22 protein-coding genes are annotated in these 24,088 nt (G+C 56.9%); 9 read left to right on the plus strand and 13 right to left on the minus strand.

Going from position 1 to position 24,088, the window contains the following annotated elements; genetic code table 11:
- Nucleotides 1-556: 556 nt before the first annotated feature.
- From OK412_RS16285 to OK412_RS16295, 3 genes are all read left to right on the plus strand, one after another.
- A complete protein-coding gene (locus tag OK412_RS16285; RefSeq protein ID WP_010252086.1) occupies nucleotides 557-1,216 on the plus strand; it encodes a response regulator in 660 nt (219 codons plus the stop codon).
- Nucleotides 1,213-2,568, plus strand: coding sequence for a sensor histidine kinase (locus OK412_RS16290; protein WP_022625242.1), 1,356 nt, complete (start codon nucleotides 1,213-1,215; stop codon nucleotides 2,566-2,568). Before OK412_RS16285 ends, OK412_RS16290 begins: the two co-directional genes overlap by 4 nt.
- Nucleotides 2,569-2,847: 279 nt before the next feature.
- Nucleotides 2,848-3,714 carry a nucleoside-specific channel-forming protein Tsx gene (locus OK412_RS16295; RefSeq protein ID WP_052271192.1) on the plus strand — a complete coding sequence of 289 codons (867 nt, stop codon included), beginning with the start codon at nucleotides 2,848-2,850 and terminating at the stop codon, nucleotides 3,712-3,714.
- A 96-nt stretch (nucleotides 3,715-3,810) separates the two neighbouring features.
- On the opposite strand, the gene yjdN is transcribed toward OK412_RS16295, so the two are convergent.
- Entirely contained in the window at nucleotides 3,811-4,248 is a 438-nt protein-coding gene (yjdN, locus tag OK412_RS16300; protein ID WP_022625240.1) for a VOC family metalloprotein YjdN, read from the minus strand.
- A 75-nt stretch (nucleotides 4,249-4,323) separates the two neighbouring features.
- Nucleotides 4,324-5,220 carry a LysR family transcriptional regulator gene (locus OK412_RS16305; protein ID WP_010672035.1) on the minus strand — a complete coding sequence of 299 codons (897 nt, stop codon included), beginning with the start codon at nucleotides 5,218-5,220 and terminating at the stop codon, nucleotides 4,324-4,326.
- A gap of 114 nt (nucleotides 5,221-5,334) precedes the next feature.
- Here OK412_RS16305 and OK412_RS16310 point away from each other — a divergent pair, with 114 nt between their 5' ends.
- The 3 genes from OK412_RS16310 (at nucleotide 5,335) to abgT (ending at nucleotide 9,766) form a co-directional block, all read left to right on the plus strand.
- Nucleotides 5,335-6,648, plus strand: a complete 1,314-nt coding sequence (locus tag OK412_RS16310) for an amidohydrolase (RefSeq protein WP_033787530.1) — start codon at nucleotides 5,335-5,337, stop codon at nucleotides 6,646-6,648.
- The gene (locus OK412_RS16315) at nucleotides 6,645-8,087 is read left to right on the plus strand and encodes a M20 family metallopeptidase (protein ID WP_264353364.1); all 1,443 of its coding nucleotides are present in this window, start codon (nucleotides 6,645-6,647) and stop codon (nucleotides 8,085-8,087) included. The genes OK412_RS16310 and OK412_RS16315 overlap by 4 nt, the downstream gene beginning before the upstream one ends.
- Nucleotides 8,088-8,248: 161 nt before the next feature.
- Entirely contained in the window at nucleotides 8,249-9,766 is a 1,518-nt protein-coding gene (gene abgT / locus OK412_RS16320) for a p-aminobenzoyl-glutamate transporter (RefSeq protein WP_010672038.1), read from the plus strand.
- 76 nt (nucleotides 9,767-9,842) lie between these two features.
- Here the strand turns inward: abgT and nadS are convergent, their stop codons facing one another.
- Together nadS and OK412_RS16330 are read right to left on the minus strand one after the other, a co-directional pair.
- Nucleotides 9,843-10,127 carry a NadS family protein gene (nadS, locus tag OK412_RS16325; RefSeq protein WP_122459456.1) on the minus strand — a complete coding sequence of 95 codons (285 nt, stop codon included), beginning with the start codon at nucleotides 10,125-10,127 and terminating at the stop codon, nucleotides 9,843-9,845.
- 34 nt (nucleotides 10,128-10,161) lie between these two features.
- Entirely contained in the window at nucleotides 10,162-10,461 is a 300-nt protein-coding gene (locus tag OK412_RS16330) for a type II toxin-antitoxin system RelE/ParE family toxin (RefSeq protein WP_264353365.1), read from the minus strand.
- Nucleotides 10,462-10,835: 374 nt separating this feature from the next.
- Here OK412_RS16330 and OK412_RS16335 point away from each other — a divergent pair, with 374 nt between their 5' ends.
- Nucleotides 10,836-12,245 (plus strand): MFS transporter, encoded by a 1,410-nt coding sequence (locus OK412_RS16335; protein WP_061061385.1) that lies wholly within the window; start codon nucleotides 10,836-10,838, stop codon nucleotides 12,243-12,245.
- Between the two features lie 46 nt (nucleotides 12,246-12,291).
- Here the strand turns inward: OK412_RS16335 and OK412_RS16340 are convergent, their stop codons facing one another.
- From OK412_RS16340 to OK412_RS16350, 3 genes are read right to left on the minus strand one after another with little or no spacing between them, the layout of a single operon-like run.
- Entirely contained in the window at nucleotides 12,292-13,602 is a 1,311-nt protein-coding gene (locus tag OK412_RS16340; RefSeq protein WP_033780611.1) for a c-type cytochrome, read from the minus strand.
- A 10-nt stretch (nucleotides 13,603-13,612) separates the two neighbouring features.
- The gene (locus OK412_RS16345; RefSeq protein WP_010672042.1) at nucleotides 13,613-15,397 is read right to left on the minus strand and encodes a GMC family oxidoreductase; all 1,785 of its coding nucleotides are present in this window, start codon (nucleotides 15,395-15,397) and stop codon (nucleotides 13,613-13,615) included.
- Between the two features lie 2 nt (nucleotides 15,398-15,399).
- On the minus strand, nucleotides 15,400-16,134 hold the full coding sequence (locus tag OK412_RS16350) for a gluconate 2-dehydrogenase subunit 3 family protein (RefSeq protein ID WP_010672043.1): 735 nt from the start codon (nucleotides 16,132-16,134) through the stop codon (nucleotides 15,400-15,402).
- Nucleotides 16,135-16,410: 276 nt separating this feature from the next.
- On the opposite strand from OK412_RS16350, the gene sbmA reads away from it, so the two are divergent.
- Nucleotides 16,411-17,655 (plus strand): peptide antibiotic transporter SbmA, encoded by a 1,245-nt coding sequence (gene sbmA / locus OK412_RS16355; protein ID WP_264353366.1) that lies wholly within the window; start codon nucleotides 16,411-16,413, stop codon nucleotides 17,653-17,655.
- A gap of 47 nt (nucleotides 17,656-17,702) precedes the next feature.
- Here the strand turns inward: sbmA and OK412_RS16360 are convergent, their stop codons facing one another.
- The 5 genes from OK412_RS16360 to OK412_RS16380 form a co-directional block, all read right to left on the minus strand.
- Complete coding sequence (locus tag OK412_RS16360; protein WP_064690602.1) at nucleotides 17,703-18,002, minus strand: helix-turn-helix domain-containing protein; 300 nt, start codon at nucleotides 18,000-18,002, stop codon at nucleotides 17,703-17,705.
- Complete coding sequence (locus tag OK412_RS16365) at nucleotides 17,995-18,348, minus strand: type II toxin-antitoxin system RelE/ParE family toxin (RefSeq protein ID WP_022625232.1); 354 nt, start codon at nucleotides 18,346-18,348, stop codon at nucleotides 17,995-17,997. The genes OK412_RS16360 and OK412_RS16365 overlap by 8 nt, the downstream gene beginning before the upstream one ends.
- 210 nt (nucleotides 18,349-18,558) lie before the next feature.
- On the minus strand, nucleotides 18,559-19,611 hold the full coding sequence (locus tag OK412_RS16370) for a YncE family protein (protein WP_010672046.1): 1,053 nt from the start codon (nucleotides 19,609-19,611) through the stop codon (nucleotides 18,559-18,561).
- 202 nt (nucleotides 19,612-19,813) lie between these two features.
- Complete coding sequence (locus OK412_RS16375) at nucleotides 19,814-20,023, minus strand: DUF1471 domain-containing protein (RefSeq protein ID WP_009092571.1); 210 nt, start codon at nucleotides 20,021-20,023, stop codon at nucleotides 19,814-19,816.
- 212 nt (nucleotides 20,024-20,235) lie between these two features.
- The gene (locus OK412_RS16380; protein WP_010252123.1) at nucleotides 20,236-21,423 is read right to left on the minus strand and encodes an MFS transporter; all 1,188 of its coding nucleotides are present in this window, start codon (nucleotides 21,421-21,423) and stop codon (nucleotides 20,236-20,238) included.
- 105 nt (nucleotides 21,424-21,528) lie between these two features.
- Here OK412_RS16380 and OK412_RS16385 point away from each other — a divergent pair, with 105 nt between their 5' ends.
- On the plus strand, nucleotides 21,529-22,494 hold the full coding sequence (locus OK412_RS16385) for an AraC family transcriptional regulator (protein WP_010252125.1): 966 nt from the start codon (nucleotides 21,529-21,531) through the stop codon (nucleotides 22,492-22,494).
- Between the two features lie 22 nt (nucleotides 22,495-22,516).
- Here the strand turns inward: OK412_RS16385 and OK412_RS16390 are convergent, their stop codons facing one another.
- Nucleotides 22,517-24,061, minus strand: coding sequence for a PAS domain-containing methyl-accepting chemotaxis protein (locus tag OK412_RS16390; protein WP_010252127.1), 1,545 nt, complete (start codon nucleotides 24,059-24,061; stop codon nucleotides 22,517-22,519).
- Nucleotides 24,062-24,088 lie beyond the last annotated feature (27 nt).

Here is a 24,088-nt window from a genome sequence, read left to right on the forward strand (position 1 = left end):
ACGTTTTTCAAGCACGCGGCCTGGAGCCTGACCATTTCGGACGGCTTCAACACGCTCCTGATACTCGCGCTGATGTCTGATTTTTGCTTCCTGGGCTGACATACTATTCACCGCTGAAATGTCTGGCATTACTCTGTTGCTCAAATATACGTCACCCCATTTACGCTTGCAATCGCTGGCATCTCAATGGATATGGATGGGGACATCAGGCCACCTGACTCCTCCATAAAATACCGGTGACGGCGGTCCGCGAAATAATTCGTGCTGTGGCAAGGCGGCAACTGCGTGAGTCCCCAGGAGCTGACATCAGTCAGTGACTGGGATGAGCAAAAGCAGCCAACGCCGCCACAGTGCGAAGTATGACGGCAGTAGTCCGCCAAAATAATTCATGCTGTGGCAAGGCGGCAACTGCGTGAGTCCCCAGGAGCTGACATCAGTCAGTGACTGGGGTGAGCAAAAGCAGCCAACGCCGCTACAGCGCGAAGTATGACGGCGGATAATTCTGGCCTAACAATTGGTGAGTAAACTCCCCTCATCTTTCTGAAGGAGATCAGCCATGCGCGTGTTACTGGTTGAAGACGATGAAATGATCGGCGCGAACCTGCAGCAGGCACTGGAGGGCGCGGGCTGGTCGGTGGACTGGGTGCGTGATGGCATCTATGCCCAGAATGCCTGGAGCGAAGGCGGCTACAGCTGCGTGCTGCTCGATCTCGGCTTACCGCGCGATGATGGCCTGCAGGTACTGCGCCGGGCGCGCGGGCGCGGCGACGCCACGCCGGTGCTGATTCTTACCGCACGCGACACGGTGGCGCAGCGGATTCAGGGACTCGACAGCGGCGCTGACGACTACCTGCTTAAACCGTTCGATTTACAGGAAGTCATGGCCCGGATGCGCGCGATTACCCGACGTAGTCACGGCGCAGCAGACTCGGTGCTGGGCAGCGGCGATGTACAGCTGGATATGATGACCCGCGAAGTGCTCTACAAAGGACAGCGAGAGCAGCTTACGGCGCGCGAATATGCCCTGCTCTACGCCCTGCTGGAGCGGCCAGGCGCTATTCTGTCGCGCGAGCAGCTGGAAAATCGCATCTATGGCTGGGGCGATGAAGTCAGCAGCAACGCGGTGGATGTCCTGATCCACGGGATGCGCCGCAAGCTGGATAACGACGTGATCCGCAATGTGCGCGGGCTGGGCTGGCGGGTACCGGCAATATGAAACCCTTCACCTTTATGCGTTCATTACGCAACAAATTACTCTCTACGCTGCTGATTATTCATCTGCTGATGATCGGTGGCGTCACCTGGTATTTCTTCAGCTGCTATGGCGATATGGTTGGCACCATGAAGGACGATCAGCTGGCAAAAATCGCTGATGCCTGGTCCACTAATAAACAGATGCCCGCCCTGATGCCGATGCTTATTGCGCCTGACAAGGCGAAGAGCGCCTTTGTGGTGCAACTGTGGGACGATCGGGGTCAGTTACGGGCCAGCTCATGGCCGGAGCTGCAGGCTCCGCTGCAAAATCAACGGGGCTATCGCGACGTGCATGTGGGTCAGTGCGACGACTGCGAATGGCGCATCTATACCCGGCCCGGCTTACCTGGCAGCGAGATCAAAACCATCCAGGTGATGCACAACCTCAGCTACATGAAGGCATTGATGGTCAAACGGGCGCTGTCAGCGATCATTCCGTTGATCCTGATGATGCCGCTTTCACTGCTGGTGATCTGGCTGGTGGTGCGCAAGATCACCCGGGATCTGCAGGTCGCTTCGCGTCAGATTGCCGCGCAGGAGACGCATCATCCGCACAATGTCTCACCCGAAGGCTTGCCGGATGAGATCCTGCCGCTGGTGGCCGCCTACAACTCGCTGCTGAGTAAGCTGCGTGAGGCCTGGTCGTCGCAGCGTCAGTTCCTGGAAGATGCGGCGCATGAACTGCGAACGCCGGTAACGGCGGTGACCTTGCAGCTGGAAAATCTGCGTCAGCATATCCAGCCGGGCGAAGCGAGCCGGCAGTTCAGCCAGCTGGAAGCGGGCGTCACACGCACCCGTCATCTGGTCACGCAGTTACTCAATGTCTCGCGTCAGGATGACCAGAGCGTGGTCGCCAGCGTCGAGCATATCGAACTGGACGATCTGCTGAAAGAGAGCATTGAGCAGCTGATGGTGGTGGCAGATAAACGCGGCATCGATATCGGCTTTAATGGCTCCACGCAGTATCGTTTGCAGGCCAGCCGTTCCGAGCTGCGCAGCCTGTTCGACAACCTGATTGGTAACGCCATGTTGCACACGCCGGAGGGCAGCCTGGTCGATGTGCTGCTGCATCGGGTCGCAGGTAAAACAGTGGTCGATATTGTCGATAACGGGCCAGGCATGCCGGAATCCTTTATCGAACGCGCGTTTGACCGTTTTACCCGTTCGCCTGACGTTAAAGCCCAGGGCAGCGGACTGGGATTATCCATTGTGCGCAACGTCGCACAGAAGCATCAGATTCACGTCGCCCTTTCCAATTGCATGACGCCACAGGGTGCCATTTGTGGTTTGCAGGTTCGCGTCACCCTTCCCTGATCCCGCCCGTTTGATCACGAACCAGACAACGTAAACGGTTGCCTGGTTCCGTTCGATCCTGGTTATTATTGTGAAGTGCATCACATTTTAGCTGAATTGTAATGCAACACTTTTTGACAAACGTGAGCAAAATCTATTTTCTATCGATCTGTTACAGGCACGCTACGCGGGCTGAAGAACTGGCTGTTATTTGCTGTGAAACCCTCATTCCCATCAAGGGACCGATTTCTCTCTGACTGCGTCTGCTGTGCGGCGGTCAAAAGCATGTGGCTGATAATAATGAAATTTAAAACGTTGATAGCAGGTGCCGTGCTGGCATGTTCATTGAGTGGCGCTGCACAGGCCGCTGAAAGCGATCCGCAGTATGTCTCCGACTGGTGGCATCAGAGCGTTAATGTGGTAGGCAGCTACCACACCCGTTTCGGACCGCAGTTTAACAACGACGTTTATCTGGAATATGAAGCGTTTGCGAAGAAGGACTGGTTCGATTTTTATGGCTACCTCGACCTGACCAACTTCTTCGGCGCAGGCAACAGCAACGCCAACGGCATTTTTGATCACGGTTCACCGATGTTTATGGAGATTGAGCCGCGCTTCTCTATCGACAAACTGACCGGCACCAGCCTGGCGTTTGGTCCGTTCAAAGAGTGGTATTTCGCTAACAACTACATCTACGACATGGGCCGCAACAGCGATAGCCGCCAGAACACCTGGTATATGGGTCTGGGCACCGATATCGATACGCACAGTGATGTCGGTCTGTCGCTGAACGTCTACGCCAAATATCAGTGGGAAAACTACGGTGCGGCGAATGAAAACAGCTGGGATGGCTATCGCTTCAAAGTGAAATACTTTGTGCCAATCACCACGCTGTGGGGCGGTAATCTGGGCTATGTGGGCTTCACCAACTTCGACTGGGGTTCCGATCTCCGCGATAAAGGCGGTTCATCACGCACCAGCAACTCAATCGCCTCCAGTCACATTCTGTCACTGGGTTACGATCACTGGCACTTCTCTGCGGTGGCGCGTTACTTCCACAACGGCGGACAGTGGGCGGATGGTCAGGAACAGAATTTCGGCAATGGACCGTTTGAAGTGAAATCGACTGGCTGGGGTTACTACCTGGTGGCGGGTTATAACTTCTGATTACGTGCGGCGGCCTGAATAGCGCCGCCGCGCTTTAATCCGGGCAGTTGCCATTAATTAATACGGCGCCGCAAATTGCGACGCCGACTGGCCCGATTATTCCTGCGGCTTCTCGACATTGATGCGCCACGGAATGTTGAACTTATCAATGAACATCGCGAATCCGTTCGACCAGAACGTCTCCTGCCACTCAGTTGTCACCTTGCCGCCTGCCGACAGTTTCTCAAACCAGGCTTTACCCTTTTCGACATCGTTAGTTGAGAGACTGACCGCGTAACCGGCATGCTCGGACGCTGGCGGCTGATCGGTGTTGCCATCGCTCAGCATCAGCTCACCGTCACCAATACGCAGCTGGGCATGCATGATCTTTTCTGGCGGCTGCGGCGCGGCAGACTGATCGCCGACCTGCTCACCCTGATCCGGCATATCACCGAATTTCATTTTAGAGAGCAACTCTCCCCCGGTTGCCTGCAGGTAAAAGTCGATAGCCTCTTCGCAACGGCCATAGAGAAACAGATAAGGACTGACTTGCATCGTAACCTCTATATTTGTCGGGTGGATTTTTTTCAGTACCTTAACAGTGTAGACGATCGACTTTACTCACTGATTTTACTGGCAATAACGGCGAAAGAGTTGTGCCATATAACTGCTCATTGGGGTCAGCGTCGTGTCTTTGCGCTGGATCAGATAGAAGATCGCTTTCGGCAGGGGTTCGTCGAGCGCCAGCGCCACCAGCGACCGGCCCAGAATCGGGTCGTCAATGACGTCGACCGACAGAATACTGATGAAATCGCTTTGCGCGACCAGGCTGGTGCAGGCCATAAAGGTTTCACAGGTCACCACAATTTTCGGGGCCATGCCGCGCTCGCCAAACAGATCGTGCAACAAGCGGTAGTAACTGCCTTTAGGCGTTGGCATCGTCCAGTCCGCCTGCTGTAACTCCGCCAGAGAACGCGCCTTTTCCAGCGGATGGCCTTTGCGCACCACCACCTTGTACTCGCGCTCCATCATCCGCTCATACATCAGCTCCTGATCGAGATGGCTCTGATCGTAGGTATTAATGGTGAAATCGAGCGCCCCCTGGCGCAGTTCATGCACCATCGACACCAGCTGGCCTTCGACGATGCGCACCTTCACCAGCGGGTATTCGCGATGAAACTGATTAATCACCTGCGGCATAATGGTGCGCGCCACGCTGCCACCAACGCCGATATTCACCTGACCGCCACCCAGTCCCAGCCGCTGCTGGATATCCTCTTCGGCGACCCGCAGTTCTGCCAGCACCAGGCTGGCATGCCGAAAAAAGTTATCACCGATATCGGTTAACACCACGCCCTGCTGACGACGGATAAACAGCTTTGCCCCCAGCTCGCGCTCCAGTTCCTGAATCGCTTTGGTTAACGCCGGTTGTGACAGCCCGGAAAGACGGCTTGCCGCCCGGATACTGCCCTGTCGCGCCACGTCAACGAAGGCGCGCAGCTGATGGAGCTTGAGATTGGCAGACATAATTTTTCGATAACCGTTGTTTATCAGTCACAAGATATTCGCATCTTATGCCGGTCAATACCATTGTGTAGATTCGGAACAGTGCATAAAAAATCAACACCGAGGAGAGAGCCGATGAACCCCCTTTCAGACCACGTCAGCGCCCGGCTGCCACAGCTGCAACAGTGGCGTCGCGACTTCCATCACTATGCCGAATCGGGCTGGCTGGAGTTCCGCACCGCCACCTTCGTCGCTGAAGAGCTGCATAAGCTCGGTTATCAACTGAAGCTGGGCCGTGAGGTCATCGACGCCGACGCGCGGATGGGCTTGCCCGACGAGGCAGTGCTGAAGCAGCAGGAAGCGCGCGCGCTGCAACAGGGCGCGCTGCCGCAGTGGATCAGCCACTTCTCCGGCGGATTCTGCGGCATCGTGGCAACGCTTGAGACCGGCCGTCCTGGCCCGGTGATGGGCTTCCGCGTCGATATGGATGCCCTGGATCTCAACGAGAGCCAGGCTGACGATCATCTGCCGCAGCGTGAAGGGTTCGCCTCCTGCAACGCAGGCATGATGCACGCCTGCGGACATGACGGCCACACCACCATCGGGCTGGGTCTCGCCTCGGTGCTGATGGCGATGAAAGATCAGCTCAGCGGCACGATTAAACTGATCTTCCAGCCCGCCGAAGAGGGTGTGCGCGGCGCAAAAGCGATGGTGGCGGCGGGCGTAGTCGATGACGTTGATCGCTTCACCGCGATTCATATTGGAACCGGCGTACCGGCAGGCGAAGTGGTGTGCGGCAGCGACAGCTTCCTCGCCACTACCAAGCTGGATGTTCACTTTACCGGCATCGGTGCCCATGCGGGCGGTCGTCCTGAAGAGGGCCGTAATGCCCTGCTGGCCGCCGCGCAGGCAACGCTGGCGCTGCATGGTTTAACCCAGCACAGCGGCGGCGTGGCACGGGTCAACGTGGGCGTGCTGCAGGCGGGAACCGGCCGCAACGTGGTAGCCGACTGCGCCCTGCTGAAAGTCGAAACCCGTGGCGTGACCAATCAGGTCAACGACGACATCTATCAGCAGGCGCTGCGGGTGATTGCCGGTGCGGCGGCGATGTATGGCGTTGAGCAGCGGGTCTCGCTGATGGGGGCCGCGCGCAGCTGTACCCCGACGCAGCCATGGGTTGATTTCATCCATCAGCAGGCGGACGCGCTCGGTATCTTCAACTCCGTGGTCGATCGTAAAGCGCAGGCGGCGGGTTCGGAAGATGCGACCTACATGATGGAACGGGTAAAGCAGCGCGGCGGTCAGGCCTCTTACGTCATTTTTGGCTGTGAGCTGGCGGCGGGTCACCACAATGCGAAATTCGACTTTGATGAGCGGGTGATGCCGGACGCCATCACGCTGCTGGCGACGCTGGCGCTGAACCAGGCGCAGTATGGGGGCTCACGATGATGGAAGACTTTATTGCCGACTATATCGATCGTCATCAGCTTCGTTTCAGCACGCTCAGCGACGCCATCTGGGACACACCGGAGACCCGCTTTGCCGAAACCCGCTCGTCAGCCCTGCTTTCTGATGCGCTGGCAGAAGAGGGATTCAGAGTGGAACGCGGCGTGGGTGGCATCGATACGGCGTTTATCGCCAGTGCGGGCAGCGGCAAGCCGGTGATTGCCATCCTTGGCGAGTTCGATGCGCTGGCGGGCCTGAGTCAGCAGGCGGGCTGCGCCCGGCCGCAACCGCTGGAAGCCAACGGCAACGGACACGGCTGCGGTCACAACCTGCTCGGCACGGCGGGTGTTGCGGCGGCCTGCGCCGTGAAAGCCTGGATGGAACAGCATCACACGGGTGGCACGGTGCGCTTTTACGGCTGCCCTGGCGAAGAAGGCGGTTCGGGCAAGACTTTTATGGTGCGCGAAGGGCTGTTTGACGACGTTGATGCCGCCGTGACCTGGCATCCGGAGGGGTTCAGCGGCATGTTCAATCTGCGCACCCTCGCCAATATTCAGGCGGCGTTCAGCTTCAAAGGGGTTGCGGCGCACGCGGCCAATTCTCCCCATCTGGGCCGAAGCGCCCTGGATGCCGTCACGCTGATGAATACCGGGGCCAACTTTCTGCGCGAGCATATCGTCCAGGAGGCGCGTCTGCACTACGCCATCACCAACAGCGGCGGTGTATCGCCAAACGTGGTGCAGGCGGATGCGGAGGTGCTCTACCTGATCCGCGCCCCGGAACTGCCACAGGCGCAGGCGATCTATGAACGGGTGATCAATATCGCCAGGGGTGCAGCGCTGATGACCGACACCACGCTGACCGTACGTTTTGACAAAGCCTGCTCGGATTACGTGCCGAATCGCGCGCTGGAAGCGGTCATGGAGCGTTATTTGCATCAGTTTGGTTTGCCCGACTACAGCGACGAAGAACGCGCGTTTGCGGCTGAACTGCGTGCCACGCTCACTGATGACGATCTGCGCAATGCCCGGCTCAATGCCGCCCGAACCGGTGGTGAAGCCGGTCACGCCTGGGCTGAACAACTGGGTGACAAGCTGTTTATGGATGAGGTCGCGCCCTATGCCGTCACACGTGATCTGCTTTATGGCTCCACCGACGTCGGCGATGTCAGCTGGGTGACGCCGACTGCACAGTGTTTTGCGCCCTGCTTTACCTTCGGCACGCCGCTGCACACCTGGCAACTGGTGGCGCAGGGACGCACCAGTATCGGGCATAAGGGGATGTTTCTGGCGGGCAAAGTGATGGCGGCCACGGTGCTAACGCTGTTAACGGATCGGCAGGCGCTGGCTGGCTGCCGGGCCGAGTTTGAACGGGTACGCGCCGCGCAGCCCTATCACTGCCCGATCCCGGCGGGGATCACACCAACAAAACTGGCCGAATGAGCCAACGGCCGTGTCTCTGACACGGACCACTATAAAAAAATATTGCAAACACTTCCCTGATTCAGCGGTGCCGGAACTGAACTCACCGCCTGTCGCACAACGCGACCGGCGTCAGGCCTTGCTACCGCCGATAAAAGGGATACAAGACGAGAACCAATACCATGGAAGCAACATCCGAGAACCGCAGTCCTGGCCGGCTCTTCAGCTGGATCGAGCGCGTGGGGAATAAAGTCCCCAACCCGTTTTTACTGTTTGTCTATCTGATCGTGGTGCTGATGGTGGCGACCGCCATTATCAGCGCGCTGGATCTGGCGGTGAAGAACCCGAGCAACGGCGAAATCGTGCGGGTGAATAACCTGCTGAGCGTCGCAGGCATTCAGTGGATCCTGCCAAATATCATCAAAAACTTCAGCAGCTTTACCCCGTTGGGATCGATTCTGGCGCTGGTGATTGGTGCCGGACTGGCGGAAAAGGTCGGCCTGCTGCAGTCGCTGATGGTGAAGATGGCGTCACGCGTCAGCCGCCGTTATGCCAGCTACATGGTGCTGTTTATCGCCTTTTTCAGCCATATCTCCTCGGATGCCGCGCTGGTAGTGATGCCGCCGCTGGGCGCACTGATCTTTCTGGCGGTGGGCCGTCATCCGGTGGCGGGCCTGCTGGCCGCCATTGCCGGTGTGGCCTCCGGCTTTACCGCCAACCTGCTGATTGTCACCACCGATGTGCTGCTCTCGGGCATCAGCACTGAAGCGGCTAAAGCGGTCAGCGACACGGTGCATGTCAGCGTGATCGATAACTGGTTCTTTATGGCCACGTCGGTGATTGTGCTGACGATTGTGGGCGCGCTGCTGACCGATAAATTTGTCGAGCCGCGACTGCCAAAGTGGCAGGGCAACGGCGAGAAGCTGGCGGCGCTGACGCCGCTTGAAAACCGCGGTCTGCGGGCTGCCGGGATCGCCGCGCTGCTGTTTATCGCCCTGATGGCGCTGCTGGTGGTGCCGGAAAATGCACCGCTGCGCAATCCCGCCACCGGCGCCATTATTCCCTCGCCTTTTATTCAGGGCATCGTGCCAATCATCATTCTGTTTTTCTTTGTGGTGGCGATTGCTTATGGCGTGGTCACCCGACAGATCCGCCGTCCGGATGATATCCCGCAGTTGCTGGTCGATCCGATGAAGGGCATGGCGGGTTTTATCGTGATGGTGTTTCCGCTGTCGCAGTTCGTGGCGTTCTTCAACTGGAGCAACATGGGCAAATTCATGGCGATCGGGCTGACTGATGTGCTGGAGAGCGCAGGCGTCAGCGGCGCGCCCGCTTTTCTCGGCCTGATGTTCCTGTCGGCGTTTCTCTGCATGTTTATCGCCAGCGGTTCAGCCATCTGGTCGATTCTGGCGCCGGTCTTTGTGCCGATGTTTATGCTGCTCGGCTTCCATCCCGCTTTTGCCCAGATGATTTTCCGCATCGCCGACTCCGCCGTGCTGCCACTGGCACCGATGTCGCCGTTTCTGCCGCTGTTTCTCGCCTTTTTGCAGCGTTACCAGAAAGATGCGCAGCTCGGCACCTATTACGTGCTGATCTTCCCCTATCCGCTGGTGTTCTTTATCAGCTGGATAGCGCTGCTGCTGGTGTGGTATCTGCTGGGTCTGCCGATTGGGCCGGGCGTCTGGCCGAAAATGCCTTAAAGCACAGTGCCACCGATGAATGTTTCATCGGTGGCACGTTTTATTTTTTGTTAAACGGCGTGCAGGGAACAACGGCTCAATGCGCCGCCAGCTCCTTAAAAAAATCCGGGTTTTTCTGGATAGTGGCCAGTACTTTAGCTGCCAGCCCGGTCGGGTTTCGCCGTCCGGCTTCCCAGCTCTTTATGGTATCCAGGCTGGTTCCCAATGCCGTCGCCATCTCGCTCTGTGAGACGTTAAGCTGTGCCCGGATAGCCTTCACGTCGGCAACCGCGTAACGGGTAACACGACCGGGCTCCCTGATACCGTTTTTGATCTCCACAGCTTCTTCCAGCGATGCTTTCAGCTCGTCAAAAAAACTCACGTTACACCTCATCTTTCAGTAATTATGTCAGCTTCTACAGCTCAGCTTTTTCCGCGTTCGTGAGACTCTCTTTAATACTCTTTGGGTAGGCCATCACCAGGTAGATCACCTCAGCGGTGGCCAGGAAGTAAATCACCCTTGCGCTGCCGCTTTTGCCCTGATTACCTGTCGCCATCCTGATTTTACGCAGCCCGCCGGTTTTCTGAATGAGATCGCCTTTTTCCGGTGACTCAATAAGCGCCTTCTGAAGTTCCCGGAGCTCTTCATCTGTGGCGATCTGCTTTATTTGCCGGGTAAACATCGGGGTCTCAATAAACTCAATCGCCTGACTCACTGGCTGTTCCTCCATTCCCTGGAGAGTACATAGTACACCCCAGGTATGGCTATGAGAAGAGTGAATCGGGGAGGTCAGTAGTCGAACATGCACTATTTCTGCAGCCAGCCTGGCCTGTAGCTGCGTGACCCGAAAGAGATAGCACCCGAAACCCATATGATTTTTTGGCTCCCCTGGCCGAAACTGCCGTAAAGCACAGTGCCACGGATGGCAAAACCTGCAACGTACGTTGCTAAATAGTCAGCAACGACCCTCTCGGCAACGGCGGATGAATTGACTATTCTGCTATTTCTTCGCTTGCTAACGGTTAACTATTTTAATAAGCCTCCGACCGGCTGCGAGTCGTCTCTACACTGCCTGAGGTTCACGCTGACATGACCACCTCCTCCACCAGCCTGCCACCGATGCACGCTTCATCGGCGGCCCGTAACAGCTTAGCCGCTCGGGTTGATGCGCTGCCCTCCTCCGCCGGATTGTGGCGCTTTATTACGCTGCTGGCGCTGGGCGGCTTTTTTGAGCTTTATGACCTGTTTGAAACCGGCTACATCAGTACCGGCCTGCTGTCGGCGGGCGTATTTCACACGGGTGCGGCAGGCGTGCTGGGCTTCTCCGATCAGGCGGCCTTCGCCTCAGCCACTTTTCTCGGTCTGTTTTTCGGTGCCAGCCTGCTGGCGCCCTACGCTGACCGCTTTGGTCGCCGTCTCACCTTTATGTGCGCGCTGCTGTGGTACGGACTGTTTTCGCTGCTGATGGCGTTCCAGCAGAGCGCGGAGATGATTATTCTGTTCCGCTTTCTGGTAGGGATCGGGCTGGGCGTCGAGCTGGTGACCATCGACACCTATCTGTCGGAATGGGTGCCGACCCATCTGCGCAGCCGCGCCTTTGCCTTCTCCTTTTTCGTGCAGTTTTTATCGGTGCCGGCCGTGGCGCTGATGTCGTGGTGGCTAATTCCGCAAACGCTGTTCAGCCTTGAAGGCTGGCGCTGGGTGGTCATTGCGGGCGCGGTCTGCTCGCTGGTGATCTGGCTGGTGCGCAGGAACCTGCCGGAGTCGGCGCGCTGGCTGGCGCAGCAGGGTCGTCATCAGGAGGCGCATCAGGTGCTGTCCACGATGGAGCAACGCTGCGGCATCCCGGCAGGACCCGCTTTTTCAGCCGATGACGCCGCGGCGCAGCTGCCAAAACGGGGGCGCTTCAGCGAGATCTGGTCACCCGCTTACCGCAAGCGCACCCTGATGCTGGTGGTGATGAATTTTTTCCAGGCGATCGGCTTTTTCGGCTTTGGTAACTGGCTGCCTGCGCTGCTGTCAGGCCGCGGTGCCACGGTGACGCACAGTTTGCTTTATGCCTTCTTCATCACGCTGGCCTATCCGCTGGGATCGCTGATCTGTAGCCGCTACGCCGATAAGCTGGAAAATAAGTGGCAGATTGTCCTGTCGTCGCTGATGACGGTGGTGTTCGGCACGCTGTTCGCCTTCCAGACGCAGCCGGTATTGCTGATTCTCTGCGGCTTCCTGATCACCTGGTCCAACGCCTGGCTGACCTTCAGCTTCCACGCCTATCAGACCGAGATTTTCCCGACCCATATTCGTGCGCGGGCGGTCGGCTTCTGCTACTCCTTCAGTCGCCTCTCTACGGTATTCAGCAGTATTTTGATTGGGGTGATCCTGCAGTATGCCGGTACGCCAGGTGTGATTACCTTTATCGTGCTGAGCATGGTGATGGTGATGCTGTCGGTAGGGATTTACGGGCCGAAAACGCGCGGTATCGATCTGGAGAATATCTAAAAGAAAAGGCCGTCATCCTGATGATGACGGCCTTTTTTACTGCCGATTATTTGCCTTCCAGTACCCGGATATCTGCACTGCCCAGCCGATCTTTCTCATCTTTACGCAGCTCAGCGACCTGTTTCGCGCTGACCGGCTCCGACGCCTTGTTGCCCCAGCTGTTACGCACGAAGTTCACCACGTCCGCCACCTGCTGATCGTCAAGACGCCAGCCAAATGCTGGCATGGTAATCGTCGACGGCGCGCCATTAACGCCAGGCAACTGTCCGCCCACCAGCACGATATGGATCAGTGAGGTCGGATCGTCCGCCAGTACTACCGGATTACCGCGCAGGGCCGGATAGAAACGTTTGTAGCCGCTGCCATCGGTTTTATGGCACGCCGCACAGCTGTCGACGTAGGTGGCTGCACCCGTCGCACTGTCGTCACCTTTCCACAACGCTTTGGCCGTGGCGTCATCGACGCTGAAGGCTGCCTGATGGGGATCTTTCGCGCCCAGCGACTTCAGATAGCGCGCAATCGCCGTGATATCGGACTCGCTCAGGTGCTGCAGGCTGTGTTCCACCACGTCGGTCATGCCACCAAAAGCGGCGGTCTGATCGTTGCGGCCATAACGCAGGAACTGACGCAGGTCCTCTTCGCTCCAGCGACCCAGTCCATCGCGGTTGTCGCCACGCAGATTGCTGGCGGTCCAGCCATCAATCGGTGCGCTGCTGCCCGCCAGATAGTCGCTGCCCTCATTGTTGGTCAGCGCCTTCTCCTGCATCGTGATGCTGCGCGGCGTGTGACAGGCCCCGCAGTGACCCAGTCCTTCTACCAGATAGCGACCACGTGCCAGCACCGGATCTTCCTGGGCTGCAGGCTGGAACGCTTTCACGTCGGGCGCAAAAATCCCGCGCCAGATCGCCAGCGGCCAGCGCATCGACAACGGCCAGGGAATGTCGCTCTCCCGGTTTGGCTGCCCGACCGGCGCGACGCCATGCATGAAGTAGGCGTAAAGCGCCTTCATGTCTTCATCGCTGACCACTGCATAAGAGGGATATGGCATCGCCGGATAGAGCGTATCGCCATTTTTCGCCACGCCCTGACGCACCGCTTTCTGGAAGTCGTCGTAGCTGTATTCGCCAATGCCAGTCGCGGGATCGGGCGTAATGTTGGTGGAGTAGATGGTGCCAATCGGTGTTGCCATCGGCAGCCCACCGGCAAAGGCCGCGCCGCCTTTGCTGGTGTGGCAGGCCACACAGTCACCGGCTCGCGCCAGATACTCACCCCGTTTAACCAGATCGTCCTGGCTGCTCTCCGCCAGGGCGGCGAACGTCAGGGAGCCAAGAATCAGAGCCAGAATGCCATTTTTCATCGCCATGTCCTTATGCCTGCACCAGTGGGCCTGGGTTTTTCAGGTAGTGTTCGCGAATCGCTTTAGCTGACCAGTAGGTCAGCGCCGCCACCATGCCGGTCGGGTTGTAGCCCAGTCCCTGCGGGAAAGCCGATGCGCCCGGTACAAACACATTCGGCACATCCCAGCTTTGCAGATAACGGTTAACCGCACTGGTTTTTGGATCGTCGCCCATGATCGCCCCGCCACTGATGTGGGTAGTCTGATAAACCGTGGAGTCGAAATGGGTGCCAGGCTTTTTCGCGCCGCCGATGATCATCTTCGGATTCATCGCTTCCGCGATATTGCGCATCTTGCCGACCATGAACTGCGCCATTTTGATGTCGTTATCCTGCCAGTCAAAGGTCATGCGCAGCAGCGGCTGTCCATAGGCATCTTTGTAGTTGGGATCGAGATCAAGGTAGTTGGCGCGATAAGACTGGTGGGCGCCGTGCGCATCCATCGACAGATGATGGGTGTAGGTATCCGCCACCGCCGCTTTCCATTTGCTGCCCCAGTTGGGCGTACCCGCCGGCACCGGCAGGCCGGAGATCGGTTTGGTGCCCGCCTGGTTAACCCAGAATGGCGAACCACCAACAAAGCCCAGCGGCCCGTGGTCGAAGTTATCCGCGTTGAAATCATCAACCGCAACGCCTGCGCCACCCGCACCGATAAACGGATTCGTGGTGGTGTTCTTATCAAACAGCGCCTTCAGCGTAGAGAGGTTCTGATAGGCGAAGTTGCGACCTACGGTCCCTTCGTTGGTAATCGGGTTGTAGGGTTTGCCGATGCCCGACAGCAGCATCAGGTGAACATTGTGGAACTGGAAGGCGGAGAGGATCACCAGGTCAGCGGGCTGAATCTGCTCGCGGCCCTGCCCATCCACATAGGTCACGCCGGTCGCACGCGTTTTGTCATCGCTGAGATTGACCCGCAGCACATAAGAGTTATTGCGCAGCTCAAACTTCGGCTCCTGACGCAGCGCAGGCAGGATATTGACGTTAGGCGACGCTTTGGAATACATGTAGCAGGCGTAGCCGCTGCAGTAACCGCAGAAGTTGCACGGCCCCATCTGTGCGCCGTAGGTGTTGGTATACGGACCCGAGGTATTGGCGGACGGCAGATCGTAAGGGTGATAGCCGACCGACTCTGCCGCCTGAGCAAACAGCTGCGCCGAGTAAGTGCGCTTCTGCGCGGGCAGCGGGAAGTTATCTGAGCGATCGGGCGCAAACGGGTTGCCGCCTGTATCTTTGCCGACCACTTTGCCTTTGATACTCCAGGCGCTGCCTGAGGTGCCAAAAACTTTTTCCGCTTTGTCGAAGAACGGCTCCAGCTCATCGTAGCTGACGCCAAAATCCTGAATCGTCATGCCTTCCGGAATGAAGTTCTTGCCGTAGCGCTCTTCGTAATGGCTGCGCATCCGCAACTCAACCGGATCGACACGGAAATGGACGCCGGACCAGTGAAGACCCGCGCCACCGGTGCCGGTGCCAGGCAGAAACGCCGCCAGCTGACGATAGGGCACTGCGGTCTGCGACGCATCATGACGAATGGTCACGGTGCTTTTGGAGAGATCCTGGAAAAGCTTTTTGCGGACGTTATAGGTCAGCTCATCAATGGACTGCGGATAGGAGCCATCGGGATAGGTATCACGATGCGGTCCGCGCTCCAGCGCCAGCACGTTCAGGCCCGCTTCGGTCAGCTCTTTCGCCATAATGGCACCCGCCCAGCCGAAGCCGACAATCACCGCATCCACTTTTTTCATTTCGTTTGCCATGCTTAGCTTCTCTCCCCGCGAATCGACACTGACGGGAACGGATAACGTTCGCCGCGCTCTACCCAGTCCATAAAGTCGGCGCGTGCGCCAGGGAAGTTAATCAGCTTCCAGCCGACCATGCCCTGATTCCCGCCGTGTATAGGATCGCTGAAGAAGCCTTCGCGGGTATTCTGCAACAGGAAGCTAAAGAAGACTTTTGCTGGCAGCTGGCTGAATTCAGCACTGCCATTTTCCATCGCCTGCAGTAAGGCATCCTGCTGCTCGCCACTGAGCTGGGCGAACACCTTGCCGTGCTGCTTTTTGCTGTAATTATCGGCATCGGCCAGACCGAGGCGGTAGATCTGCTGTGGCACCAGCGGCAGCTGATAGCCCAGCTCTTTCGGCAGGTCGGGGTTAAACGGCCCCTGCATATACCAGTTCGACCCCGTGGCATACGGCGTATTCATCTGACGATCGATAAACTCAGGCACGCCCGCTTCCAGCGCACCAGGCCCGCGTTCATCGCTGGGGATAAGCCGTGCCACGGCGGCGGTAATAAAAGCAAACTCTTCGGCGGTGAACCAGTTCGGCTGGTAGTCGCGCGCCTGCTGTGGCGTGGCCGGGGTTTCAGCCGCCTGTGTGGCCAGCGGCAGGGAGAGTGCACCCATCGCTGTGGAACCTACCGCCATTGCAGGCGCCAGGGTGATTGTCTTCAGCAAAAAATCCCTGCGTGAATGACCCTTTTTTTGTTCTGACATGACATTGCCTCATTCCCGCGCTGACCGGCGGTATGAAAAAAATAGGTGGTTGCGTTGTAATGGTTTTTATCAGCAGATACAGGCCAGGAGCCTGTTTGTTACCGGTAACAAACAACCTATTGTAACACTGCCATTCACAAAGATTTAGTTCCAGGAAACAAAACCGCACAATTTCATTAACATCTATCCCCCTCCTGTCATTAGCAGAAACAACAGACTACAGACAGCGACCCGTCAAAAACGTTATAACAGGCAACACACAACAGCGGAGTGCCTATGTTTAAGTCTTTTTTTCCGCGGCCAGCGCTGTTTTTCAGCTCTGCGGCTGTCTGGAGCTTAGTAGCGATTTTTGCCTGGTTCGGCTTTGCCAGCGATTTACCTGCTCATTTTTGGCCTGCTTTTCAGGCTGCGATAAAGCAGCCTTTGCCCACGACAGTGATGCGCTTCATTGCACCAGGTGAGTTATGGTTTTATGCCTATTACTGGATAATGGTTGCCCTGTTCGCACTTGCCTGGCGAGTGATTGATAACCACCCCTGGCAGCGTTGGTCAGTGTGGGGCTCTGCGCTAATTATTTTTGTTACCTGGTTTGGGGTTCAGGTCGGCGTAGCAATTAACGCCTGGTATCAACCCTTTTACGACTTGATACAAAAGGCAATAACAAAAGCCGGTTCTGTATCAATTAGCCAGCTCTATTCTGAAATTGTGGGCGTAGCAGGCATTGTTATGGTTGCTGTGACTATTGGCGTAATAAATGCCTTTTTTATTAGCCACTGGGTATTCCGCTGGCGTACCGCGATGAATAATTATTATATGCACCACTGGCAGCGATTACGTCATACTGAAGGCGCAGCGCAGCGTGTGCAGGAAGATACGATGCGCTTTGCTCTCACACTGGAGGGATGGGGAGTCAGTTTCATACAGGCTATCATGACGCTCATCGCTTTTTTGCCAGTACTGGTTCAGCTGTCACACCATGTAAAAAGCGTACCGATTCTTGGCGCCATACCTTATGCATTGGTCATTGCCGCCGTTGTCTGGTCTGTACTGGGAACAGGACTGTTAGCAGTAGTCGGATTAAAATTACCAGGCCTGGAGTTTCGTAACCAGCGAGTAGAAGCAGCTTATCGTAAAGAACTGGTTTACGGCGAAGACAATGCTGACCGCGCTACACCGCCGACGGTAAGAGTGCTTTTTGACAACGTCAGACTGAATTACTTTCGTCTCTATTTTCATTATCTGTACTTCAATATCGCCAGAATGTTCTATTTACAGATAGATAATCTCTTTGGCCTGGTCATGTTGTTCCCATCAATCGCCGCAGGAACGATAACACTGGGTCTGCTCAATCAAATTAGCAACGTGTTCGATCAGGTTCGCGGTTCTTTCCAGTATCTGATCACCTCGTGGTCAACGCTGGTTGAACTGATGTCGATTTACAAGCGTCTGCGCAGCTTTGAGCAGATTCTGGATGATGTTCCGCACGATGAGATGATGCGCGAAGCGTCGGAAGAGGTGTAACGGGTTGGAAAGAGAGAAGCCACGATAATGTGGCTTCTCTCTTCTAATCACAAATCAAAAGCTATTCTTTTGCCTGTCGGCAATTTGACATCGATACTTATCTCGCCTCCCAGAGCCGTAACGTAACGCTTCAGCGTAGAAAGGCGGGGATCATTATCAGCCTGTTCCATTCTGGCGATAGTTGGCTGTTTCACACCCATTGCGTACGCCATCTCTGTCTGTGACAGGTTAAGTTCTTCGCGCAACATGTGTAGCGCGATAACCTGCCGCATTGCATCGACTTTTTTGGCAATGCGTTCGCGACTCTCCGGACTTTGATTTGCCATCAGCTCTTTTAAATTAGCCATTATCCCCTCCATTCAAATATTTGCGGAATTCAGCATCTGCCAATTTGATCATGTCTTTATAGAATTTCTTTTCCTTAACCCCGGTTTTATCGCCTGCACACAACACAATGCCGCGGCGAGAAGGATCAAAAGCAAAGAAGGCCCGTATCGGTTTGCCTTGATGCTGCACTCTTAATTCTTTCATATTCGGAAAATCAGAGCCGTCTACGGTATCAGCAAACGGCCTCGCTAAATGCGGCCCATACTCAGACAGGATAACTATCGCGGCGAGCATATCCTCCTTCAGTTCCTCACTCTGAGCCTTAAACCACTCATCAAATCTTTTGGTTGTATCCACATCCCACATCGCAACATCCTTATAGCGAATAAGCTATAAATGATGCTATAGCCTGTTCGCTATAAAGGCAAGTGTCTCGCGGGCCGCCAGGGCAAAAGGATATCCCAGACTACAAAACGGCTTTGAAAATAAAAAAAGCCACTCGTCAGAGTGGCTTTCTCGTTTACAAAGACCGGATGTAAAACAGCTTCAACACAGCAGTGCCCGGGACGTCACGCCTTACAGTGCAATACGCATCACGCTGTCAGGATTTTTTGGCGGCGCCTTACGCGAGCCAGGCTGCTTCACGCTGACATAAAGCACCTTGCCGTCTGCCGAGAGTGCCAGACTGTTAGGCAATGCCGGGGTTTTCACCGTGCGCTTCACCTTATAGCTGCTGGCGTCGATGATGCTGACTTCACCCGCTTTGCGATGAGTAACATAAAGCTCATCGCGATCACCATTAAACAGCACCGCCAGCGATTCCGGCACATCAATCCGCTGAATCACCTGCTGATTACGCAGATCAACCACCAGCACCTGCGCCTGCTTTGAATCTGTCAGGAAGGCGCGCTGACCGCGCGTATCCAGAGCGATGTTCAGGAAGAAGTGCTCTTTATCTCCGTCAATCTTCTGCTTTTTCTCAATGGCATTGGTGCGCGCATTGATCGTCACCAGTTCACCATCACCGTTGGTGACGTAGACCTTTTGCGCGTCTGAATCTACCGCCAGGCCGGTGCCCATTTTACCGGTATTCGGGATGGTACTGACAAGTTTCAGCGTGCTGCCATCCACCACCCAGACCACGCTTTGCGGTCCCAGGCCGGTGATATAAACCCGGTTAGTTTTAGCATCAACCGCCACCTGACGCGGCTGCAATGGGCGCACGGTCTCACTGCGCTTACGGCTATCCAGCACCAGCGTGTTGAGCACTTTGCCGCTGCTGGCGTCAATGGCCGTAACCGAGCCGTTTACGGTGTTGCCGATGTAGAGCACGTTGGTTTGCGGGTTGATCGCCGCGCCGAACGATTTCAGCTCCGTGTTGATCGACTGCTGTACCGCCAGCGTAGCCGGGTCGAGACGGAAAACTGTGCCGCCGTCACCGCTGCTGTTCTGCGCTGTCGCCACGAACAGCGCGTTATCTTTCGGGCTGACTGCCAGTTCATAGACGCCTTTACCCACAGCCTGATTGAGATCTTCAGCCTGCACCGCCAGCCATCCTGAGGCAGAGAACAGGGCCGTAGCCAGTAACAGCGGACGCAGGGTCCGGCACGTATTGGTAATCGCTTTCATAACTTCTCCATAGTTAATCCACTGCAGACGCAGTGAAAAGAAAGCCCGACATTGCAACCAGAAACAGCTGACCAGCAGTCAGATGCAGAATTGTTTTTGAGAATAATAATTATTTCGGGGGGAAAGGAACAGGATTATTAGCGGATAAACGCCGCCAGGACGCCCAAAGGCGTCCTGTCAGCACAAGAGGGTAAAACTTAACTTATTTCAGCAGCTCAGCGGTCATGTGAACGCCGTTGTTGGTGTAAGCTTCAGTGATTTTATATGAAGCACCAGCTTCCTGAGCCTGCGCAGCGATTTTCGCTTCAGCACCATCCAGCGTAGAGTCGATGGCGGTCACAGATTGGGCGAAGCTGGCGAATGGCAGAACAGAAAGCGCGATAACAGCTGCAAAAGTTTTGATAGATTTCATGGTCAATTCCTCGGTTAATTTTTATCAGGTAAGGCTTGCTGCCTTGTTGATAGATATATTAGTCCGGAAGTTGATCAGTAAAAAGCGGAGGGTTTTGCTTAACTCGTTCAGTAAAATTGATGATAAAAAGCACATTTCGCACAGTTATCACTCAAAAGGTTAATTATCTACGCCCATTAAAAAAGGCAGCATATATTGCTGCCCTTGAGAATTTAACCGTGATGCCGTACCCGGGTGAAGATGGTCAGCGCGGCCAGCAGCATCAGCACTCCGCTGGCAACGAACACACCGCCTGCGCCGCGCAGGTCAAACATCCAGCCGCCCGCCGCCGCGCCGACAGTAATCGCCAGCTGGATGGTGGCAACCAGTAAACCGCCGCCCGACTCCGCATCATCCGGCACCGCGCGCGAAATCCAGGTTGACCAGCCGGTTGGCATCGAACCAAACGCCATACCCCAGATCGCCACGCCTGCGCCTACCATCCAGCTGACATCGCCAAAGCTCACCAGCAGCAGCGCGGTGACACTCATCAACAGCGCCATGCCACTCAGGGTCAGTGATACGCTGCGGGTGACCAGGAAACCGGCCAGCGAGGTGCCAAAGAAGTTCGCCACACCAAAGGCCAGCAGCACCAGCGACAGCTGATTGAGGTTGAGCTGCGCAACGCTTTCCAGAAATGGACGCAGATAGGTAAAGAAGGCGAAGTGACCGGTAAACATCATGATTACCGCCAGCATTCCCCAGCGCATCACACCAATACGCAGCAGCGCCAGCACCCCGCCGTTGCGGGCTTTGTTCTCTGCCGGCATGGCGGGCAGGGTAAAGAACTGCCACAGCAGCGCCACCGCACCCAGTCCGGCAGTCAGCATAAAGATGTTGCGCCAGCCCACCAGTCCGCCGAGATAGCTGCCCAGTGGCGTAGCGATAATCGTCGCCAGCGAGATACCGCTGAAGACGATAGAGAGCGCACGCGGCACCTGATCGGTGGGAACCAGGCGCATGGTGATGGCGGTTGAGAGTGTCCAGAAGCCGCCAATGGCCATACCCAGCAGCACCCGCGCCAGCAGGATCACCGTCAGGTCAGCCGCAAACGCCACCATCAGTGCCGACGCGATCAGCAACAGCGAAAACACCAGCATGACGATGCGGCGGTCGATGCGCCGCGTGACGCTGCCGGTGACCAGACTGGTAAACAGCGCCACCAGCGCGGTGATGGTGACGGTCTGTCCCGCCTGGCCTTCGGATACGCCGAGGCTGTGGGCCATCGGCGTCAGCAGACTCACGGGTAAAAATTCGGCGGTGATGAGGCTGAACACCCCAAATGCCATAGCAAATACCGCGCCCCACGCGGGACGGGTCGGCGAGGAAACCTCATCAGCCACTTCGGTTGTCAGACTCATGCTGCTTCTCCGGAAGATAAAAAAAGTGAGTGTGAGCATAGAGCGACGCGTCAGGACGATCTATGATGCTTACACCTTCATTTTTGATAATTCGTCTGGAATCACATGAGCCACTATGGAGATCTGACCAGTGAGCTGCTGATGGGGATGCGCCTCTATGGCGTGAACTATCAGCGTATCGCAGTGAGCGCGCCGTTCGGGCTGCGTTATGAGCACGCGCCGGGCCGGGCGCAGTTCCACTTTGTCGGACGCGGCTCACTGATGGTGCGCAGCGCCTCCGGCGAGGTTTTTCAGCTCAACAGCGGCGATGCGCTGCTGGTGCCGCACGGCAAACCCCACAGCCTGATCTCCAGTGAGGAGGCGAGCTGCCAGTGTATTAAGAACATGGCGAGCAAGCCGCTCTGCGACAGCGTCTGCGCCATTGCAGCCCCGGAAGATGCCTGTGATGACGAGCACAGTGTGCTGCTGTTCAGCGCCTGCATGGCGTTTGAGCTCGGCGGCATGCAGCCGCTGATCAACACCATGCCCGATGTGATGCTGGTGAGTACTCTGCTGTCGCAATACCCGGAGATTCAGCCGATTCTGGCGGCGATGGAGCGGGAGTCGCTCACCCGCCAGGCGGGATTCGCCGGGATACTGTCGCGTCTGGCAGACGTGGTTGCCGCGCTGATTGTGCGCGGCTGGGTAGAGAACGGCTGCGGCGAGCGCAGTGGGCTGGTGCAGGCGATGCGCGATCCACGTCTGAGTCAGGCGATTGCTGCGATGCATCGGGAGCCAGGCGAAAACTGGACGGTGGCGCGGCTGGCCAGCGTGGCAGGCTGTTCGCGCTCAGTGTTTGCCGGACGGTTTCTCAATGCCACCGGCATGACGCCGCTGCGCTATCTGACGGAGTTGCGGATGCGGCTGGCGGTGCAACGGATTGTGAACAACGGTGAAGCGGTGGAAGCCGTGGCTTATCATCTCGGCTACGGCTCGATTGCGGCATTCAGTCGCGCCTTTAAACGGATTGTCGGTCAGTCACCAGGCGCACTGCGTGCCGGACGCGACGGCACGCAGGCGCTGGCCTCTTAACCGGGCCGCTGAATCTCTTCTCTTAACGAAAGACGCTGATCGCTTCGACCAGACGGTTAGCCTGATGGGTCATGCGACCTGAAGCCTCGGCGCTTTCTGTCACGCGGGCGGCATTCTGGTGGGTGATATCATCAAGATCTTCCACCGCTGAACTGACTTCGCTGAGCGCGGTCGCCTGTTCGGCCGTGGCGGCGCTGATCTGGGCGATCAGTGCGGTGACATTCTGCACCTGCGACACGATATCCTGCATCGTGCGGCCTGCCGCGCTGGCGTGCTCATTGCCCGAGTTGACCCGGCTGGCGCTGGTTTCAACCAGCATTTTGATTTCGCTCGCGGCTTTGGCGCTGCGCTGCGCCAGGCTGCGCACTTCTCCGGCGACCACCGCAAAGCCTTTGCCCTGCTCACCGGCCCGCGCCGCTTCCACGGCGGCGTTCAGTGCCAGGATATTGGTCTGGAACGCAATCCCGTCGATAACGCTGGTAATATTGGCAATCCGCTTTGAACTGTCAGCAATTTCGCCCATCATGCCCATCATTTCGGTCATCACCTCGCCGCCTTTGCTGGCAGCGTGGCTGGTGCCGGCTGAGAGGGTATTCGCCTCATGCGCAGTTTCAGTGTTGCTCTTCACCGTGGCGGTCATTTCGTTCATGGTGGCCGCAGTCTGCTGCACGTTGGCAGCCGCCTGTTCGGTACGGCGGCTGAGTTCGTTGTTGCTGCGGGCGATGGCGTCGCTGGCGCTCAGCACGTTGATCGCCTGGCCGCTGACATCATCCACCAGCCAGCGGAACATCAATCCGAGCTGACCGATGGCGCGCAGCGTCACACCCACCTCATCAACGCGGTCCATCTGCTCCACTTTATGGCTGGCACCGGTTGCCACGCTCAGCGCCTGTTTGCACATCCGCTCGATAGGGCGTGAAATCTGCTGCTCCAGCCACAGGCTGCAGAGCAGAAGCAGCGCAGCCATTCCCGCGGTAAAGCCTGCCAGTGCCGCGGGCGTCATGCCCAGCGCCCAGACGCCTGCCACCGAGAGGGGCAGCAACGTCAGCAGCGTTGTGCGGATCCGCCAGCGAAGGGGCAGCGTCTTCAGGATTGAGGCGGGACGACGCCAGCCGCTGCGAACCAGCAGGCCTTTGTGAAAACGTCGCCCTCTGGCGCGGCCTTCACGAAAATCCTGATAGAGCACCTCAGTCTGACGCACTTCCTCTGCCGTGGGTTTGGTGCGCACCGACATGTAGCCCTGCACTTTACCGTCGCGTACTACCGGAATGGCGTTGGCCCGCACCCAGTAGTGATCGCCATTTTTACGGCGGTTCTTGACCAGTGCCGTCCAGGGTTCACCCTGTTTCAGCGTCGCCCACATGTCGGCAAACGCTTCTGATGGCATATCGGGGTGACGCACCATGTTATGCGGCTGGCCGTTAATCTCGTCGGCGGTGAAGCCGCTCGCCTCAATAAACGCGTCGTTAGCGTAGGTGATGTGGCTGTTAAGATCGGTGGTCGACATCAGTGTCGCATTATCGTCGAACAGATATTCACGCTGAGAGACAGGCTGGTTGTTACGCATCAAAAGTCCTTGGAGACCCGACGTCCT

This window comes from Pantoea sp. JV6 (assembly GCF_025910055.1).
In the GTDB taxonomy this organism is placed as follows: Bacteria; Pseudomonadota; Gammaproteobacteria; order Enterobacterales; family Enterobacteriaceae; genus Pantoea; species Pantoea agglomerans.